This is a genomic window from Streptomyces sp. NPDC048002 (assembly GCF_040653275.1).
Lineage (GTDB): Bacteria > Actinomycetota > Actinomycetes > Streptomycetales > Streptomycetaceae > Streptomyces.
In genome coordinates, this window is the sequence record NZ_JBEZNL010000049.1 from 40,134 (window position 1) to 55,576 (window position 15,443).

At 73.8% G+C, this 15,443-nt stretch carries 16 protein-coding genes and 1 pseudogene; 7 read left to right on the forward strand and 10 right to left on the reverse strand.

All coding sequences use genetic code 11. From position 1 onward, the window contains the following. Positions 1 to 34: 34 nt before the first annotated feature. Positions 35 to 1,000: a pirin family protein gene (locus tag AB0E07_RS35665; protein WP_362261366.1), complete on the reverse strand. Its 966-nt coding sequence runs from the start codon at positions 998 to 1,000 to the stop codon at positions 35 to 37. Between the two features lie 113 nt (positions 1,001 to 1,113). Here AB0E07_RS35665 and AB0E07_RS35670 point away from each other — a divergent pair, with 113 nt between their 5' ends. Together AB0E07_RS35670 and AB0E07_RS35675 are read left to right on the forward strand one after the other, a co-directional pair. Further along, the gene (locus AB0E07_RS35670) at positions 1,114 to 1,641 is read left to right on the forward strand and encodes a MarR family transcriptional regulator (protein ID WP_362261368.1); all 528 of its coding nucleotides are present in this window, start codon (positions 1,114 to 1,116) and stop codon (positions 1,639 to 1,641) included. Beyond that, positions 1,638 to 2,084, forward strand: a complete 447-nt coding sequence (locus AB0E07_RS35675; RefSeq protein WP_362261370.1) for a MarR family winged helix-turn-helix transcriptional regulator — start codon at positions 1,638 to 1,640, stop codon at positions 2,082 to 2,084. Before AB0E07_RS35670 ends, AB0E07_RS35675 begins: the two co-directional genes overlap by 4 nt. 42 nt (positions 2,085 to 2,126) lie before the next feature. Here AB0E07_RS35675 and AB0E07_RS35680 read toward each other — a convergent pair whose 3' ends face one another. Then, positions 2,127 to 3,548 carry a PepSY-associated TM helix domain-containing protein gene (locus tag AB0E07_RS35680; RefSeq protein ID WP_362261372.1) on the reverse strand — a complete coding sequence of 474 codons (1,422 nt, stop codon included), beginning with the start codon at positions 3,546 to 3,548 and terminating at the stop codon, positions 2,127 to 2,129. 130 nt (positions 3,549 to 3,678) lie between these two features. On the opposite strand from AB0E07_RS35680, the gene AB0E07_RS35685 reads away from it, so the two are divergent. Continuing rightward, positions 3,679 to 4,326, forward strand: coding sequence for a peptide deformylase (locus tag AB0E07_RS35685; protein ID WP_362261374.1), 648 nt, complete (start codon positions 3,679 to 3,681; stop codon positions 4,324 to 4,326). Positions 4,327 to 4,339: 13 nt separating this feature from the next. Here AB0E07_RS35685 and AB0E07_RS35690 read toward each other — a convergent pair whose 3' ends face one another. Continuing rightward, entirely contained in the window at positions 4,340 to 5,773 is a 1,434-nt protein-coding gene (locus AB0E07_RS35690) for an NAD(P)/FAD-dependent oxidoreductase (RefSeq protein WP_362261376.1), read from the reverse strand. 143 nt (positions 5,774 to 5,916) lie between these two features. Here AB0E07_RS35690 and trxA point away from each other — a divergent pair, with 143 nt between their 5' ends. Continuing rightward, positions 5,917 to 6,303, forward strand: coding sequence for a thioredoxin (gene trxA / locus AB0E07_RS35695; protein ID WP_362261378.1), 387 nt, complete (start codon positions 5,917 to 5,919; stop codon positions 6,301 to 6,303). Positions 6,304 to 6,339: 36 nt separating this feature from the next. On the opposite strand, the gene AB0E07_RS35700 is transcribed toward trxA, so the two are convergent. The 4 genes from AB0E07_RS35700 to AB0E07_RS35715 are packed head-to-tail and all read right to left on the reverse strand — an operon-like array spanning position 6,340 to position 10,769. Beyond that, complete coding sequence (locus AB0E07_RS35700) at positions 6,340 to 7,776, reverse strand: aldehyde dehydrogenase family protein (protein ID WP_362261380.1); 1,437 nt, start codon at positions 7,774 to 7,776, stop codon at positions 6,340 to 6,342. Between the two features lie 29 nt (positions 7,777 to 7,805). Further along, positions 7,806 to 8,984 carry a 4-hydroxybenzoate 3-monooxygenase gene (locus AB0E07_RS35705; protein ID WP_362261382.1) on the reverse strand — a complete coding sequence of 393 codons (1,179 nt, stop codon included), beginning with the start codon at positions 8,982 to 8,984 and terminating at the stop codon, positions 7,806 to 7,808. A gap of 17 nt (positions 8,985 to 9,001) precedes the next feature. Continuing rightward, the gene (locus tag AB0E07_RS35710; RefSeq protein WP_362261384.1) at positions 9,002 to 10,042 is read right to left on the reverse strand and encodes a LacI family DNA-binding transcriptional regulator; all 1,041 of its coding nucleotides are present in this window, start codon (positions 10,040 to 10,042) and stop codon (positions 9,002 to 9,004) included. A 46-nt stretch (positions 10,043 to 10,088) separates the two neighbouring features. Then, positions 10,089 to 10,769, reverse strand: a complete 681-nt coding sequence (locus AB0E07_RS35715; RefSeq protein ID WP_362261386.1) for a TetR/AcrR family transcriptional regulator — start codon at positions 10,767 to 10,769, stop codon at positions 10,089 to 10,091. A 106-nt stretch (positions 10,770 to 10,875) separates the two neighbouring features. Between AB0E07_RS35715 and AB0E07_RS35720 the strand changes: the two genes are divergently transcribed. Continuing rightward, on the forward strand, positions 10,876 to 11,439 hold the full coding sequence (locus AB0E07_RS35720; RefSeq protein WP_362261388.1) for an NAD(P)H-dependent oxidoreductase: 564 nt from the start codon (positions 10,876 to 10,878) through the stop codon (positions 11,437 to 11,439). Between the two features lie 55 nt (positions 11,440 to 11,494). Here AB0E07_RS35720 and AB0E07_RS35725 read toward each other — a convergent pair whose 3' ends face one another. Further along, complete coding sequence (locus AB0E07_RS35725) at positions 11,495 to 12,376, reverse strand: LLM class F420-dependent oxidoreductase (protein ID WP_362261390.1); 882 nt, start codon at positions 12,374 to 12,376, stop codon at positions 11,495 to 11,497. A gap of 92 nt (positions 12,377 to 12,468) precedes the next feature. Then, positions 12,469 to 13,422, reverse strand: a complete 954-nt coding sequence (locus AB0E07_RS35730) for a helix-turn-helix domain-containing protein (protein WP_362261392.1) — start codon at positions 13,420 to 13,422, stop codon at positions 12,469 to 12,471. A 100-nt stretch (positions 13,423 to 13,522) separates the two neighbouring features. Between AB0E07_RS35730 and AB0E07_RS35735 the strand changes: the two genes are divergently transcribed. Together AB0E07_RS35735 and AB0E07_RS35740 are read left to right on the forward strand one after the other, a co-directional pair. Then, positions 13,523 to 14,551, forward strand: a complete 1,029-nt coding sequence (locus tag AB0E07_RS35735) for a saccharopine dehydrogenase NADP-binding domain-containing protein (RefSeq protein ID WP_362261394.1) — start codon at positions 13,523 to 13,525, stop codon at positions 14,549 to 14,551. 206 nt (positions 14,552 to 14,757) lie between these two features. Then, positions 14,758 to 15,216: a MarR family transcriptional regulator gene (locus AB0E07_RS35740; protein ID WP_362261396.1), complete on the forward strand. Its 459-nt coding sequence runs from the start codon at positions 14,758 to 14,760 to the stop codon at positions 15,214 to 15,216. A 10-nt stretch (positions 15,217 to 15,226) separates the two neighbouring features. On the opposite strand, the pseudogene AB0E07_RS35745 reads toward AB0E07_RS35740, so the two are convergent. Beyond that, positions 15,227 to 15,340, reverse strand: a pseudogene (locus tag AB0E07_RS35745) (fructosamine kinase); the annotation flags it as partial. Positions 15,341 to 15,443 lie beyond the last annotated feature (103 nt).

Consider the following 15,443-nt stretch of genomic DNA (forward strand, 5'->3'; position numbering starts at 1 on the left):
CCCGCCCCAGCTCAGCGGGGTCGCGCCGACCGGCTCAACGGACCCGGCCGCGCGGCTTCAGCGGGGTCGCCGGGAGTTCGGGGGCGGGCAGCGGGTCGCCGTCGTAGCCCTTCACCTCGCCGAAGCGGGTGCCCTCGGTCCAGTCCCGGCGGGCCTGGACGATCTCCTCCTGGGACCGGCCGATCCAGTTCCAGAACATGAGGAGTTCCTCCTCGAAGGGCTCGCCGCCCAGGAGCATCAGACCCGCCTCCGACTCGGCGCGCAGCGGGAGTTCGGTGCGGCCGCAGCCGAGGTAGAGCATCGAGCCGGGCAGTACGGGGACGCCGTCGACGTGCGCCTCCCCCGACATGGACAGCACGGCGTACTCGAAGTCCGGTTCCAGCGGCAGGCGGACGTCGGCGCCGCGGGCGAGGGCCAGGTCGGCGCCGACCAGAGCGGTGTACGTCGTTCCGGGGGAGGTCGCCCCGTCGAGCCCGCCGAGGATGAGCGTGGCGGTCAGGCCGGGCGCCGTCACCGTGGGCAGGTCGGCGTGGTGTTCGAAGCGGGGTTCGGTGTGGCGGTGGCTGTCCGGGAGGGCGACCCAGAGCTGCGCGCCGTGCAGGAAACGGGCGTGCGCGCGAGGGCTCTCCTCGGAGTGGCTGATCGCCCGGCCCGAGGTCATCAGGCCCAGTTCACGCGGGCGGATCAGCTGGAGGCTGCCGGTGGAGTCGCGGTGCAGCACCTCGCCGTCGTGCAGCCAGCTCACCGTCTGGAGGCCCATGTGCGGGTGCGGGGGCACCTGCATCCCGGGCTCGTCGGCGATGTCGTCGGGGCCGTAGTGGTCGACGAAGCACCAGGCCCCCACCATCCGGCGGCCGAGGTTCGGCAGCAGCCGGCGCACCTCGGAGGACTCGCCGAGCCTGACCCGGCGCGGGCTGAGGAGTTCCCGTACGGGCTCCGCCACGACGAAGCCACGGCCGCCGCACACCGAGGGCGCGGCCTCCCGATCAAGATTGCTCATGCCGCCCAAACTAGACCCGGCGGGGGCGCCCCGTCAGTCCGTCACTCCGGGCCGCCCCCGTGCGGGCGAGAAAATAGTAGCCATGTACATAGTAGCTATGTATTGTATTTCTCATGAGCAAGGGTTCCGAGCAGGCGTCACCCGGCTATCTGGTGTGGCGGCTGTCCACGAAGTGGCGGGTCGCGGTCGACCGCGCGGTGGCACCACTGGGCCTCACCCACGCGCAGTACGCGCTGGTGGCCTCGTTGTACGGCATGCAGCGCGGCGGTGAGCGCCCCAGTCAGCGGAGGATGGCCGACCACACCGGCCTGGAGCCGCTGTACGTGTCCAAGCTGGCGCGCGCCCTGGAGTCCGCGGGCCTCCTCGAACGCACCCGGGACCCTCGCGACCCGCGCGCGGTGCAGCTCGCCCTGACCGAGCCGGGGCGGGAGCGGACCCGGCAGGCGATCGACGTCGTCCAGGGGCTCCTCCAGCAGTTGCTGGCGCCCCTCGGCGGCCCGGACGGCCCGCGCGCCCAGGAGTTCCGGCGCGACCTCGCGATCCTGCTCGACGCGCCCCTCGACCCGTTCACCCAGCACAACGAGTCCGACAGCAAGTCCGAGAGTGAGTCCGACAGCGAGTCCCAGAAGGAGCAGTCATGACCACCGCCACTCCCCCGCTGAACCCCCGTGTCATCGCCCTCGCCCACTACGCCTCCCGTGCCGTCCTGGAGAGCGTGCTGGCCCGGCACGGCGCCACCTTCCAGCAGTCCGTCACCCTCCGCCTCGCCGCGCTCGCCGACGGGCCGCTGGAGCGGACGGCTCTCGTCGGGGGCATAGTCGGCTCGCTGAAGATCGACGCGGCCGAGGCCGGGACCGTGGTCGACGGGCTGATCGCGGCGGGGCTGCTGTCCCGGACGGGGCCCTCCCTGGTCGGCATCACGGACGCCGGCCGGACCCTGTACGACCGGACCTCCGCCGAGACCGCCCCCATCAGCGCCCGGATCTACGCCGGCCTGCCCGAGGAGGACCTGGCGGCGGCCGGCCGCGTGCTGGCCCTCATCACCGAGCGGGCCAACGCCGAACTCGCGGCCGGCGCCGCGTAGACGCGCCGACGGGCGGCCGTGAGCCCTGGGGCGGCACACGCCCTAACCGGCGGCGGCCTTCGTGCGGGCGCGGCGGTGGGCGATCTCGCCGAGCAGGATGTCGACGGCGAGGAAGGCCAGCAGGGATATCCCGAGCAGCGGGACGAAGTAGCCGACCAGGGCCACCGCCACCGCCAGGGGCACCAGGATCTGCGGCGGCACCTTCTGCCAGGCGCCGCGCGGCATCGGCCGCCCGAAGGCGGAACCCCGGCCGCGCTGCCACCACATGCGGTAGCCCCAGACGATCAGCAGGATCAGGGAGAGCGCCAGCAGCATCAGGGCGATCTGGCTGACCAGGCCGAAGAGCACACCGGTGTGCAGGTCGATGCCCCAGCGGGTCAGCTTGGCGAGCACCGGGTAGTCGGCGAACCGCAGTTCGTCGGTGACCTGGCCGGTGGCGGGGTCCACGGCGACCGAGTCCTGCTTGGTGGGCCAGCTGCGCTGGATCTGCTTCACCACGTAGGCCGACTCCGCGTCCGCGGGCGGCACGATCTCCACCGGGTCGCCGAGCCCCTCGGCGCGTGCGGCGGCGAGGACCTTGTCGAGACCGACTCCGTGCGCCCCGTTCCCGGCGGCGGCCGAGGCGCCGTGCCCGGAGTGCTCGCCGCCCGCGCCCGCCGAGACCGACGGGGTCGCCCCGCCGAGCGAGGTGCGCAGCTCGTCGATGTGGGCGCCGGTGTACTGCGACCAGGTCAGACCGGTCGCGGAGAGGAAGAGGAACCCGGCGGCGGCCCAGGCGCCGACCGTGCCGTGCAGGCCGAGGGTGCGGCGGCGCCCGGTGGTGCCGCGCAGCTTCCTGCGGGCGCGGCGCCGGGAGAACCACAGGACCAGACCGCCGAGGGCCACCACCCACAGCCAGCTCGCGGCGAGTTCGCTGTAGAGCCGGCCGCTCTCGCCGAGCCGCAGATCGCGGTGGAACTCGTCGATCCAGGTGCGCAGCGGGAGCGCGCCGGTGGAGCCGTACTGTTCGAGCGCGCCGCGTACCTCGGCGGTGTAGGGGTCGACGAAGACGGCGAGGGTGTGGGCCGGGTCGACGCCGTCGACGCCGGAGAGCAGCACCCTGGTGCTGGCGTCGTCCTCGGGCGAGGGCCGCACGGCCGCGACCGCGCCCTCGGGGTGCGCCTCGCGGGCGGCGGCGACCTGCTCGGAGACCGGCAGCTTCTCCTCGCCCACGGGGACGGTCAGTTCGTGCGCGTACACGATCTTCTCGGCGGGGAACGCGGCGGCGTACAGGAACCCGGTCGCGGCGGCGACGAGCAGGAACGGCGCGATCAGGACACCGGCGTAGAAGTGCAGCCGGAGCACCAGCGGGCGCAGCGTGGCCCAGGTACGGCGGGCCGGGGCGGTGTCGGGGGCGTGGGCCCCGTCCGGTGGGGGTGACCCTGTCGAGCCGGACGCGGGGGAGGTCGAGGGGGCGGTGGGCATCGGGGGAACTCCGGGGACTGGTGCGCTTGTCGTGCGGTGGCGGTCCAGTAGTCGGGGAGCGTGCCCCCGGAGTTCCCGGGCCTCGCCGTGACCTGGCTCACAGGACGGGACTCCATGGCATCCTGAGCCGATGCCGGCACCGAGCGCGTACCCGCCCCTGACCGAACTCGTCGAGGAACTCCTCGCCCCCGAGGGCCCGTTGCCGATCGTCGCGGCCGGTGATCCGGTGCTGCGGCGCGGAACCCAGCGCTACGACGGCCAGTTGCCGCCCGCGCTGCTGTCCCGCTTCGTCGAGGCGCTGCGCCTGACCATGCGGGCGGCTCCCGGGGTGGGTCTGGCCGCCCCGCAGGTCGGCGTGCCGCTGCGGATCGCGGTCATCGAGGACCCGGCCCCGGTCTCCGAGGAGGTGCGCCTGGTGCGCGGCCGGGTCCCCCAGCCGTTCCGGGTCCTGGTCAACCCCGCGTACGAAACCGTCGGCCCCGATCGTGCCGCGTTCTTCGAGGGCTGTCTGAGTGTGCCGGGCTGGCAGGCGGTGGTGGCCAGACCGGCCGCGGTCCGCCTGACCGGGCAGGACGAGCACGGCCGCGCCCTGGACGAGGTGTTCGCGGGCTGGCCCGCCCGGATCGTCCAGCACGAGACGGACCACCTCGACGGCACGCTCTACCTCGACCGGGCCGAGCCGCGCTCCCTGTCCTCCGGCCGGGCGATGGCCGAGCGCTGGACGCAGCCGACCCCGAAGGAGGCGGCGGCGGCACTCGGCTTCGACCTGCCGGACTGAACCCGGCGGGCGGTCAGTCGTCCCGGAACGTCTCCAGCAGGCGCAGCCACACCTCGCTGATCGTCGGGTACGAGGGGACCGCGTGCCACAGGCGGCCGAGGGGGACCTCGCCCGCCACCGCGATCGTCGCGGAGTGGATGAGTTCGCCGACCCCGGGGCCGACGAAGGTGACGCCGAGCAGGATCTCGCGTTCCAGGTCGACGACCATGCGGGCGCGGCCCCGGTAGCCGTCGCCGTAGAGGGAGGCGCCAGAGACGTTGGCGAGGTCGTAGTCGACCGCGCGGACCCGGTGGCCGGCCGCTTCGGCCTCGGCGAGGGAGAGGCCGACGGCGGCCGCCTCGGGGTCGGTGAAGACGACCTGCGGGACGGCGCAGTGGTCGGCGGTGGCGCTGTGGGCGCCCCAGGGGTCGGACTCCAGCAGCGGGACGCCGGAGGCGCGGGCGGCGATGGCGGCGCCCGCGATCCGGGCCTGGTACTTGCCCTGGTGGGTGAGGAGGGCGCGGTGGTTGACGTCGCCGACGGCGTAGAGCCAGTCGCTGCCGGTGACGCGCAGGCTGTCGTCGACGGAGAGCCAGGAGCCGGGGTCCAGGCCGATCGAGTCCAGGCCGATGTCGTCGGTGCGCGGGGCCCGGCCGGTGGCGAAGAGGATCTCGTCGGCCTCGATCCGGTCGCCGCCGTCGGTGACGACCACGACGGTGCCGTTCTCGCGGGTCACGGACGTCACCGAGGTGCCGGTGCGGACGTCGGTGCCCGCCTCGGCGAGGGCCTCGGCGACCATCTCGCCGGCGAAGGGCTCCATGCGGGCGAGCAGCCCCTCGCCCCGGACCAGGAGCGTGACCCGCGAGCCGAGGGCCTGCCAGGCGCAGGCCATCTCCACGGCGACGACACCGCCGCCGACCACGATCAGCCGTCCGGGCGCCTCCTTGGCGCTGGTGGCCTCCCGGCTGGTCCAGGGCTTCACCTCGGCGAGGCCGGGCAGCGGGGGCAGCACGGCGCGGGTGCCGGTGCACACGGCCACGGCCTGCCGGGCGGTCAGGACGCGTTCCGTGCCGTCCGCGCCGGTGACCGTGACCGTGCGGGCGCCGGTGATCCGGCCGTGCCCGCGGTAGAGGTCGGCGCCGATGCTGTCGAGCCAGCCGACCTGCCCGTCGTCCTTCCAGTGCGAGGTGAACCCGTCCCGCCGGGCGGTCACCTGCGCCGTGTCGAGCGGGCCCTGGACCGCGGCGCTCAGGCCGGGCAGCCGGCGGGCGTCGGCCTGGGCGATGACCGGGCGCAGCAGGGCCTTGCTGGGCATGCAGGCCCAGTACGAGCATTCGCCGCCGACCAGCTCGCTCTCCACGACCGCGGTGGACAGGCCGGCCGCACGGGTGCGGTCGGCCACGTTCTCCCCCACGGGCCCGGCGCCGAGCACTACCACGTCGTAAGCGATGGGTTCCGTTTCCGTCATGAGGTCAGTCTGGTGGGTGGTGTGCGTCGTGGCCACATGGGTACGTGCGCGGATGCGTGACCGACAGCGCACGGAATACCCGCCCGTCCCACCGTGTTGTGCGGACGGCTTCGCCCCGACCCGAGGAAGTAGGGATCAACGCCATGAGCAGCACCGTGGAGCTCACCAAGGAGAACTTCGACCAGACGGTCACGGAGAACGAGTTCGTCCTGATCGACTTCTGGGCGTCCTGGTGCGGCCCGTGCCGGCAGTTCGCCCCGGTCTACGAGAAGGCCGCCGAGGAGAACGCGGACCTGGTGTTCGGCAAGGTGGACACCGAGGCGCAGCCCGAGCTGGCCGCGGCCTTCGGCATCCAGTCCATCCCGACCCTGATGATCATCCGGGACCAGGTCGCCGTGTTCGCGCAGCCGGGCGCGCTGCCCGAGTCGGCCCTGACGGACGTCATCGGACAGGCCCGCAAGCTCGACATGGACGAGGTCCGCAAGGCGGTCGCCGCCCAGCAGGCCCAGGCCGAGCAGAACGGCCAGTAGCACCGGCCGCCCCGCCCCGGCGGGGCGTACCGCGCTCTAGAAGGGGTAAGGCGCCACGTCGCCGCGGACCGTCGTCCAGCGGACGTCGGTGAAGGCGTCCAGGTTGGCCTCGCCGCCGAACCGGGCGCCGGTTCCGGAGGCGGCCGTACCGCCGAAGGGGGCCACGGCCTCGTCGTTCACGGTCTGGTCGTTGATGTGCACGATGCCGGTCGGGATGCGCTCGGCGAGGGCAAGACCGCGGGCCGCGTCCCCGGTGACGATGCCGAGGGAGAGCCCGTAGGCGCTGTCCGACGCGAGCGCGGCGGCCTCGTCCAGGGTGGCGAACGGCCGGACGGGGGCGACCGGGCCGAAGACCTCCTCGGCGTAGGCCGGGGTGTCGTCGGCGGCGTCGGCGAGGACCGTGGGCCGGTAGAACAGCCGGTCGTGGGTGCCGCCGGCGGCGAGCTTGGCGCCCGCCGCGGCGCTGGCCTCGACCAGACCGTGCACCTTGGCGAGCTGGCCGTCGTCGATGAGCGGGCCGAGGTGGACCTGCTCGCGGTGCGGGTCGCCGACGGCGAGCGAGTCGGCCTTGGCCGCCAGCCGCTCGACGTATGCGGCGTACACGGACCGGTGGACCAGATGGCGGCCGGTCGTCATGCAGATCTGTCCCTGGTGGAAGAAGGAGCCCCAGGCGGCGGTGGAGATCACCGCGTCCAGGTCGGCGTCCTCCAGCACGATCAGCGCGGAGTTGCCGCCCAGCTCCAGATGGGCGCGCTTGAGGTGGCGTCCGGCGGCCTCGCCGACGGCCCGGCCCGCGGCGGTGGAGCCGGTGAAGGAGATCACCGGCACCCGCGGGTCGGCGACCAGCGCGGCGCCCGTCCCCGCGCCGCCCGGCAGGACGTGCAGCAGCCCCTCGGGCAGGCCGGCCTCGGCGAAGACCGCGGCGAGGGCCAGGCCGCCGCAGACCGCGGTGCGCGGGTCCGGCTTCAGGACGACGGCGTTGCCGAGCGCGAGCGCGGGGGCGACGGAGCGGATGGAGAGGATCAGCGGCGCGTTGAACGGGGAGATCACGCCGACCACGCCGACCGGGACCCGCCGGGTGTACGACAGGCGGGGTGCCTCGCTGGGCAGCACCTGCCCGGCCGGGCGGGAGGCGAGGGCGGCGGCCTCGTAGCACTCCTGGGCGGCGACGTGCAGTTCGAAGTCGGCCTTGCCGGGGATGGACCCCGACTCCCGCACCAGCCAGCCGCGCAGTTCGTCGGCGTGCGCGGTGAACAGGTCACCCGCCCTGCGCAGGACCCCGGCGCGCACGAAGTGCGGCAGGCGCGCCCATGCGGCCTGCGCCGCGCGGGCGGCCTCGGCGGCCGGTGCGACGTCCTCGGCGGCGGCGAGGGCGACCGTGCCGAGGGCCTCGCCGGTGGCGGGTTCGGTGACGGTGTGCTCGCCGCCCGCGAGGGGGCGGGGCTGCCAGGACTTGGGGTCGAGCAAGGGCATGACGGCTCTCCGTTCGGTCACCGTGGGACTCACCCGGCGAGCGGAAGTCCCGTGTAGTTGGCCGCCAGTTCGGCGGCCGCGTGGCGGGATGCGGTGATCCGGCGCAGACGTGCGAGCTGCATCCGCTGATCGAACGCATCCCCGTCTGGTTGAGCGTGCAACATCCTAGTCATGTCGTAGGAGAAACGGGTGGCCTGCCACACGCGGGCCAGACACACGTCCGAGTATCGGTCGATCAGTTGTGTGTCGCCTGTGGAGCACCAGGTGATGAGTGCCCGGCCGAGGATCCGGACGTCGGAGACGGCGAGGTTGAGGCCCTTGGCGCCGGTCGGCGGAACGATGTGGGCGGCGTCCCCGGCGAGCAGCAGCCGGCCGTGCCGCATCGGCTCGTGGACGTAACTGCGCATCGGGGTGACGGACTTGGAGACGATCGGTCCGCGCCCCAGGCTCCAGTCGGCGTCGACGGCGAAGCGGGCGGCGAGTTCGTCCCAGATCCGGTCGTCGGGCCACTCCTCCAGCTCGGTGCCGACCGGGACCTGGAGGTAGAGGCGGGAGACGTACGGTGAGCGCATGCTGTGCAGGGCGAAGCCGCGCTCGCCGCGCGCGTAGATCAACTCCTCGCAGGACGGCGGCACTTCGGCGAGGATCCCGAGCCATGCGTAGGGGTGGTCGTGCGCGTAGGTGCGGCTGGTGGCGGCCGGGAACGCCTCGCGCGCCACTCCGTGGAAGCCGTCGCAGCCGACGACCCAGTCGCAGGTCAGCGTCTGCTCGCGGCCGGCGTGCGTGAACCGTACGACGGGCCGCCCGCCCTCCGCGCCCTCCACGGCGAGGGCTCGCGCCTCGAAGAACAGCGGTGGCCCGTCGGCCAGTTGCAGGGCGACGAGGTCCCGGACGATCTCGGTCTGGGCGTAGATGGTGACGGTGCGGCCGTCGGTCAGGCTCGGGAAGTCGACGCGGTGCCGCTCCCGCTCGAAGCGCAGCTCGATGCCGTGGTGGACGAGGCCCTCGGCGTCGAGCCGTCCGGCCGCTCCGGCCTCGCGCAGGGCGTCGACGGTGCCCTGTTCCAGCATCCCGGCGCGCTGGCGGTTCTCGACGTACTCCCGGCTCCTGATCTCCAGGACGACACAGTCGACGCCGGCGCGGTGCAGCAGACGGGCCAGGAGGAGGCCGGCGGGTCCGCCGCCGATGATGCCGACGGTCGTGCGCATGGCGTGCCTCCCGTGCGTCAGCTGGAGTCGCGGTGCACCACCGAGGCTCCCAGCACCTTGTGCGTCTCGGGCGCGGCGGCGGGGTCGCGGACCGCGCGGTCGACCAGCTCGGCGAGGTCCCGGCCGGACGGCAGCTCGATGTGGACCGTGCTGAGCCGCGGCCGCAGCAGCCGCCCGAGCATCAGGTCGTCGGCGCCGATGACGGCCGTCTCCCCGGGCACGGTCACGCCCTCGTCCTGGAGGGCCCTCATGACCAGCATCGCGTACTCGTCGTTGTACGCGAACACGGAGTCCAGCGCGAGCCCGCGCCAGCGGGCGGCGAGGCGGGCGGCCGCCTCCTCCTCGTAGGCCAGGGGCAGCTCCGTGACGGTGGCGTCGGTACCGGCCAGGGCGCGCCGCACACCGGCCAGGCGGGGCCCGGAGAAGGCCTCCAGGCCCGCTTCCTCGGGCACCACGACGCCGATCCGGCGCCGGCCGCGCTCGTACAGGTGGCGGCCGGCGCTGTGGCCGACCGCGGAGTGGTCCATCTGGAGGGCGTGGGCGCCCTCCACGCACTCGGCGCCGATGGTGACCACGGCGCGGGCGCCGGAGCGTTTGAGCACCGTCACGCCCTGCGGGCCGAGCCCGGAGCCGGGGACCAGGACGGCGACCGGGCGCAGCTCGGCCCAGGCGCGGGCCGCCTCGTCGCCGTGCAGGCCGACGCTTCCGTACTGCACGACCGTGTAGTCGAGGCGGCCGAGGGCGGACTGGAGGTCGCCCATGAACTGGCCGTAGAGGGGGCCGACCGGGAAGTCCGGGGCGGGCATCAGGACCATCCGGCTGTGCCCGGCGCGCAGGCTGCGGGCGGCAGCGTGCGGTACGTAGCCCAGTTCCTTCGCGGCCTCGCGGACGCGGCGCCGGGTGGGTTCGCTGATCCGTACCGCGCTGGTGTTGTTCAGGACGTAGGAGACGGTCGCGCGCGAGACGCCGGCCAGGCGGGCCACGTCGGCGCTCGTGGGCACCGAACGCGGCGGGGCGGACGCGGACGTTTTCGGTATCTGCACCATGACGTACCGCATCCTTGCAGAACCTGTGAAGGCCCCGTGGGGCGGGGGCGGGACTGGTTCAGGGCGGCGGCGCGTGGCCCGTGACGCGGTCGACGAGATCGAGCCAGCCCGCCTCCACGCGCTCCGGCGGCATCGCGCAGACCTTGCTGCGGTAGTGCACCATCGCCGGGTCCAGGTAGGCCATGAGGGTCAGGGCGAGGAGTTCGCAGTCGGCGTCGGGGACGATCCGGCGCAGCAGGATCAGGACGTGGCCGCGCAGGAACTGGCGGGGCGCGTTGGAGTAGCGGCGCTCCGGGCCGGGCTCGGCGGCGAGTTGGAGCTCCAGTTCGTCGACGGACCGGCGCAGCAGGGCCCGGCCGAACTCCTTCAGCCGCTCCAGGGGCGGCGCCCCGGGTCCCAGCGGGGGCGGTCCGGTGATGACGGCAGCCTGGAAGGTGCGCTCGGAGTGGTCGAGCAGCGCGGTGAGCAGGCCGGTGCGGTCGCCGAAGCGCCGGAAGACCGTCCCCTTGCCGACCTCGGCCGCCGCGGCCACCGCCTCCATCGTGACCCCGGCCGCGCCGTGCTCGGCGACCAGCCGGGCCGCGGCCTCCAGCAGCCGGGCCCGGTTGCGGGCGGCGTCGGCGCGCAGGCAGGGCTCGTCCTCGGGCGGACCGAGCTGGAGGAGTTCGGGCTCGTCGACGGGGTCCTGGGGCAGCGGGAAGGGCGGCAGGGACGCGGACATGAAGTCAGCGTAAAGCATCGGGAGTAAAACTGGACCGCGGTCCGTTTAGGATGCTAGAAACGAAACGGACCTCGGTCCGGTTTCCTCTGTTCCCCCCTCATCCCCGTTTCGTATCGGAGTTCCCATGTCTGTTCGCATCCTCGCGCTCGTCGGCAGCCTTCGTGCCGGTTCGCACAACCGCCAGCTCGCCGAGGCTGCCGTGAAGCTGGCGCCCGAGGGCGCGGTGGTCGAGCTGTTCGAGGGCCTGGCCGAGATCCCGTTCTACAACGAGGACATCGACGTCGAGGGCGGCGTCCCGGCCGCGGCCGCCAAGCTGCGCGAGGCCGCCCAGGCCGCCGACGCCTTCCTGTTCTTCTCCCCCGAGTACAACGGCACCATCCCGGCCGTGCTGAAGAACGCCATCGACTGGCTGTCGCGCCCCTACGGCGCGGGCGCCTTCGGCGGCAAGCCGGTCGCCGTGGTCGGTACCGCCTTCGGCCAGTTCGGCGGGGTGTGGGCGCAGGACGAGACCCGCAAGGCCGTGGGCATCGCCGGCGGCAAGGTGCTGGAGGACGTCAAGCTGTCCATCCCCGGCTCGGTGGTCCGCTTCGCCGAGACCCACCCGGCCGACGACGCCGAGGTCGCCGCGCAGCTGACCGAGGTCATCGCGCGGGTGCACGGCCACGCCGGTGAGGTCGCGGCCGCCTGAGGCTCTCCTCGAAGGGCGGGGCGGGGGCCTGCGTCCCCGCCCCGCCCTCGCGCGTTCAGCCCAGCTCCGCCAGCCGTCGGACCGCCCCGGCCGCGAACCGCTCGATGTACGCGGCCACCTCGCCCGTTCCCGGCGCGAGGATCACCGTGTCGACGCCCAGCGCGGCGTAGCCCTCGATGTCGCGGGTGAAGGCGTCCAGGTCGCCCCGGTCCGCCGCGTCCCCCACATAGAGGACGGTCCGGCGGATCTCCGCCTCGTCGCGGCCCTCGGTGTCGCAGTGGCGGCGCAGCACGTCGAGCTTGTGCGCGACCTCCTCGGGGCCCGCCGCGAAGAGGTTGCACGCGTCGGCGTGCCGGGCGACCAGCCGGAGCGTCTTGCGCTCTCCCCCGCCGCCGATCATGATCTCCGGCCGCGGACTGCTGACGGGCGCCGGGACGCACAGGGTCTCCGCGAGCCGGTAGTGCCGGCCCTCGAAGGGGCCGTTGTCCTTCGGATCCCACATCCGGCGAACGATCCGCAGGGTTTCGTCCAGCCGCTCGAAGCGCTCCGCGACCGGCGGGAACTCCACACCCAGACCGTGGTGTTCACGGTCGTACCAGGCCGCTCCGATGCCGAGCGCGGCCCGCCCGCCGCTGAGCACGTCGAGCGAGGTGACGATCTTGGCGAGCAGGCCGGGATGCCGGTACGTCACCCCGGTGACCAGGGTGCCGAGGCGGACCGTGGAGGTGTGCGCCGCGAGGTAGCCGAGGGTCGTGTACGCCTCCAGCATCGGCGCCTCGGCCCCGCCGTTGTTCTCCATCTGGAAGTAGTGGTCCATCACCGAGAGCCAGGTCACCCCGGCCTCCTCGGCGGCGCGGCCCGCGGCGGCGAGTTCGGCGCCCAGCGCGCCGTCGCCACCGGGGACTTCGAACCGGTTGATGTGCACGCCCACCCGCATGTCCGTATCCCTTCGAAACGCGACCGTCGTCGACGCCCGTGACGCTAGTTCCTGGAGCGCGCTCCAAGTCAAGGCGCCACTCCCCCGCGGTGTCAGTCGCCGTCCGGGCGGGCGGCTCGGAAGGTGCGCCGGTAGGTGTCCGGGGGGACGCCCAGTGTGCGGTTGAAGTGGCGGCGCAGGGTCGTCGCGGTGCCCATGCCGGTGGCGGCGGCGATGGCGTCGACACTGTCGTCGGAGGTCTCCAGCAGTTCCTGCGCCCGGCGGATGCGCTGGTTGAGCAGCCATTGCAGGGGGGTGGTGCCGGTCGCCGCCCGGAAGTGCCGGCCCAGGGTGCGCGAACTGGTCCGGGCCCGGCGGGCCAGGTCCTCCACCGTCAGCGGCTGGTCCAGGCGCGCCATCACCCAGGGCAGCAGGGCGGCGACCGGATGGTCGTCCCGGGCGGGCACGGGCGTGGTGACGAACTGCGCCTGGCCGCCCGCCCGGTGCGGCGGGACGACCAGACGGCGGGCGACCGCGTTGGCGACGCCGGAGCCGCGGTCCTCGCGGACCAGGTGGAGGCAGAGGTCCAGGGCGGCGGCCTTGCCCGCCGAGGTGAGGACGCTGCCGTTGTCGACGTAGAGCACGTCAGGATCGACCGTCACCCGGGGATGGCGGGCGGCCAGGACGTCCGTGTGCGCCCAGTGCGTGGTGGCGCGCCTGCCGTCCAGCAGACCGGCGGCGGCCAGCACGAACGCGCCCGTGCACAGCGAGGCCACCCGACTGCCCGCCTCGTGCGCCGCGCGCACCGCGTCGACCAGGTCGGCGGGCGGCTCGACGTCGATGTCCGCCCAGCCGGGGACGATCACCGTGTCGGCGCGCGGGAGTTGATCGAGGCCGTGGTCGGGCTCGACCAGGAAGCGGTCGACGCGCACCGGACCCGGTCCGCACACGCTCACGTCGTACCAGGGGCCGGGCACGGCGTCGGGACGGGACCCGAACACCTCCTGGGCCACGGCCAGTTCGAAGTGCAGCATCCCGTCGGTGACGGCGAACGCGACTCTCGTCATGTCCGTAATTGTATGGGCAGTGTCGTTCCGGACACTCACGCCGGGGCCTCCGGCCCGGCCAGGATGGTCCCGACGGAACGGACGAGAGCGGGGAGAGATCATGGGACCGGTCCAGCGGGTGGCGGTGTTCGGGGCGTACGGGCACACCGGGCGGTTCGTGGTGGCGGAGCTGCTGGACCGGGGGTACGTGCCGGTGCTGTCGGGCCGGGACGCGGGCCGGCTGCGGGAGGTGGCGGCGGGTCGGGAGCTGGCGGCCAGGGTGGCGACGGTCGACGACCCGGACTCGCTGGACCGGGCGCTGGCCGGAACCGCGGCCGTGATCAACGCCGCCGGGCCGTTCGCCGTCACCGCCGGACCCGTCGTCGAGGCGGCGCTGCGCGCCGGCATCCCGTACGTGGACGTGGCGGCCGAGATCGAGGCCAATCTCGACACCTTCGCGCACTTCGACGAGCGCGCCCGCGCGGCGGGGGCGGTGGTCGTGCCCGCGATGGCCTTCTACGGCGGACTCGGCGACCTGCTGGCCACGGCCGCGCTGGGCGACCGGACCGGCGCCGACGAGGTACACGTGGCCTACGGGCTGAGCGGCTGGCACCCGACCGAGGGGACGCGGATCGCGGGCGACGTCTCCCGGGAGCGGCGCGGCGGCAAGCGGGTCCGCTTCAGCGGGGGGCGGATCGAGTACCACGACGACGCGGTGACCGTGCGGGAGTGGCCGTTCCCCGAGCCGCTGGGGCCGCGGCCGGTGGTCGCGGAGTTCACGATGGCCGACGTCGTCACCGTACCCAGCCATCTGGACGTGCCCGAGGTGCGCACCTACATGACGGCCGAGGCCGCGCGGGACCTGTCGGCCCCGGAGACCCCGGCGCCCGCGGCGGCCGACGAGCGCGGGCGGTCCGAGCAGACCTTCCTGGTCGACGTGGTGGTGCGCTCGGCGGGCCGGGAGCGGCGTGCGGTCGCCCGGGGCCGGAACATCTACGCGGTGAGCGCGCCCCTCGCGGTGGAGGCGGTCGACCGCGTCCTGACCGGCCGGGTCCGCGCCAAGGGCGTCGTCTCCGCGGGCGCGGCCTTCGACGCCCCGGACTTCCTGCACGCACTCTCGGCCCACCTGTCGGTGGACTTGCCCGGGTGACCGGGTCCCGCACGGCCGCGCGACCAGGCGGAGGCGCCCCGTGACGGGCGCCTCCGCCTCACGCGTTCGAGCTCGGCGCAAGGCGTCCGGGGTGGGGCCAGTGGATATCGGCGTTTACTTGCAGGCGAGGTATACTTGCGTGCGATGACAATTTCACTGATGCCCTATCCTGGGTGACACGCACACCGGACGGAGGAGACGGCCCCATGACCGCCACAGACCCCGCACTCACCGCCCTCGCCCAGGGCTGGTGCGCGCTCTCTCTGCTGCACGGGCGGATCGAGGCCCACATCGAGCGCGCCCTCCAGGCGGGGCACGACCTCAGCGTCCGGGAGTACTCCCTGCTCGACGTCCTGAGCCGGCAGCACAGCGGGGAGGGCGGCCACCTCCAGATGAAGCAGGTGGCCGACGCCGTGGTGCTCAGCCAGAGCGCGACCACCCGCCTGGTGACGCGCCTGGAGGACCGCGGGCTGCTCTCCCGCTACCTCTGCCCCACCGACCGGCGCGGTATCTACACCGACGTCACCGAGTCGGGTCTGAAGCTCCTCGAAGAGGCCCGCCCCACCAACGAGTCCGCCCTGCGGGAGGCGCTCGACCAGGCGGCCGGCAACCCCGAACTGGCCCCGCTGGTCCGGGCGGTGGAGACGCTCCGCGTCCCCGTGTGAGCGGGTCCGCTCAGCGCGCGAGCGCCGACCGGGCCGCGGCCAGGGCCTGTTCCGCGTACCCCCGGCCGAACAGGACCGCGTGCACCAGCAGCGGGAAAAGCTGATGCAGGGCGATACGGGCGGACCGGTTCGGGGCTAGGTGTATTGCCCTGTGAGGTTGGGGACGCGGCTGGCGGGTGGTTGGCCTTTCAGCGCGGTGTGTCCGCGGTGGTGATTGTAGGTGTGCA

Excerpts from the sequence above, each read along its gene's own strand:
- AB0E07_RS35705 (WP_362261382.1), bottom strand. The coding sequence starts at position 8,984 with ATGCGCACGACCGTCGGCATCATCGGCGGCGGACCCGCCGGCCTCCTC.
- AB0E07_RS35710 (WP_362261384.1), bottom strand. The coding sequence starts at position 10,042 with ATGCGGTACGTCATGGTGCAGATACCGAAAACGTCCGCGTCCGCCCCG.
- AB0E07_RS35720 (WP_362261388.1), top strand. The coding sequence starts at position 10,876 with ATGTCTGTTCGCATCCTCGCGCTCGTCGGCAGCCTTCGTGCCGGTTCG.
- AB0E07_RS35715 (WP_362261386.1), bottom strand. The coding sequence starts at position 10,769 with ATGCTTTACGCTGACTTCATGTCCGCGTCCCTGCCGCCCTTCCCGCTG.
- AB0E07_RS35690 (WP_362261376.1), bottom strand. The coding sequence starts at position 5,773 with ATGACGGAAACGGAACCCATCGCTTACGACGTGGTAGTGCTCGGCGCC.
- AB0E07_RS35725 (WP_362261390.1), bottom strand. The coding sequence starts at position 12,376 with ATGCGGGTGGGCGTGCACATCAACCGGTTCGAAGTCCCCGGTGGCGAC.
- AB0E07_RS35730 (WP_362261392.1), bottom strand. The coding sequence starts at position 13,422 with ATGACGAGAGTCGCGTTCGCCGTCACCGACGGGATGCTGCACTTCGAA.
- AB0E07_RS35685 (WP_362261374.1), top strand. The coding sequence starts at position 3,679 with ATGCCGGCACCGAGCGCGTACCCGCCCCTGACCGAACTCGTCGAGGAA.
- AB0E07_RS35700 (WP_362261380.1), bottom strand. The coding sequence starts at position 7,776 with ATGCCCTTGCTCGACCCCAAGTCCTGGCAGCCCCGCCCCCTCGCGGGC.
- trxA (WP_362261378.1), top strand. The coding sequence starts at position 5,917 with ATGAGCAGCACCGTGGAGCTCACCAAGGAGAACTTCGACCAGACGGTC.
- AB0E07_RS35680 (WP_362261372.1), bottom strand. The coding sequence starts at position 3,548 with ATGCCCACCGCCCCCTCGACCTCCCCCGCGTCCGGCTCGACAGGGTCA.
- AB0E07_RS35740 (WP_362261396.1), top strand. The coding sequence starts at position 14,758 with ATGACCGCCACAGACCCCGCACTCACCGCCCTCGCCCAGGGCTGGTGC.
- AB0E07_RS35670 (WP_362261368.1), top strand. The coding sequence starts at position 1,114 with ATGAGCAAGGGTTCCGAGCAGGCGTCACCCGGCTATCTGGTGTGGCGG.
- AB0E07_RS35735 (WP_362261394.1), top strand. The coding sequence starts at position 13,523 with ATGGGACCGGTCCAGCGGGTGGCGGTGTTCGGGGCGTACGGGCACACC.
- AB0E07_RS35665 (WP_362261366.1), bottom strand. The coding sequence starts at position 1,000 with ATGAGCAATCTTGATCGGGAGGCCGCGCCCTCGGTGTGCGGCGGCCGT.
- AB0E07_RS35675 (WP_362261370.1), top strand. The coding sequence starts at position 1,638 with ATGACCACCGCCACTCCCCCGCTGAACCCCCGTGTCATCGCCCTCGCC.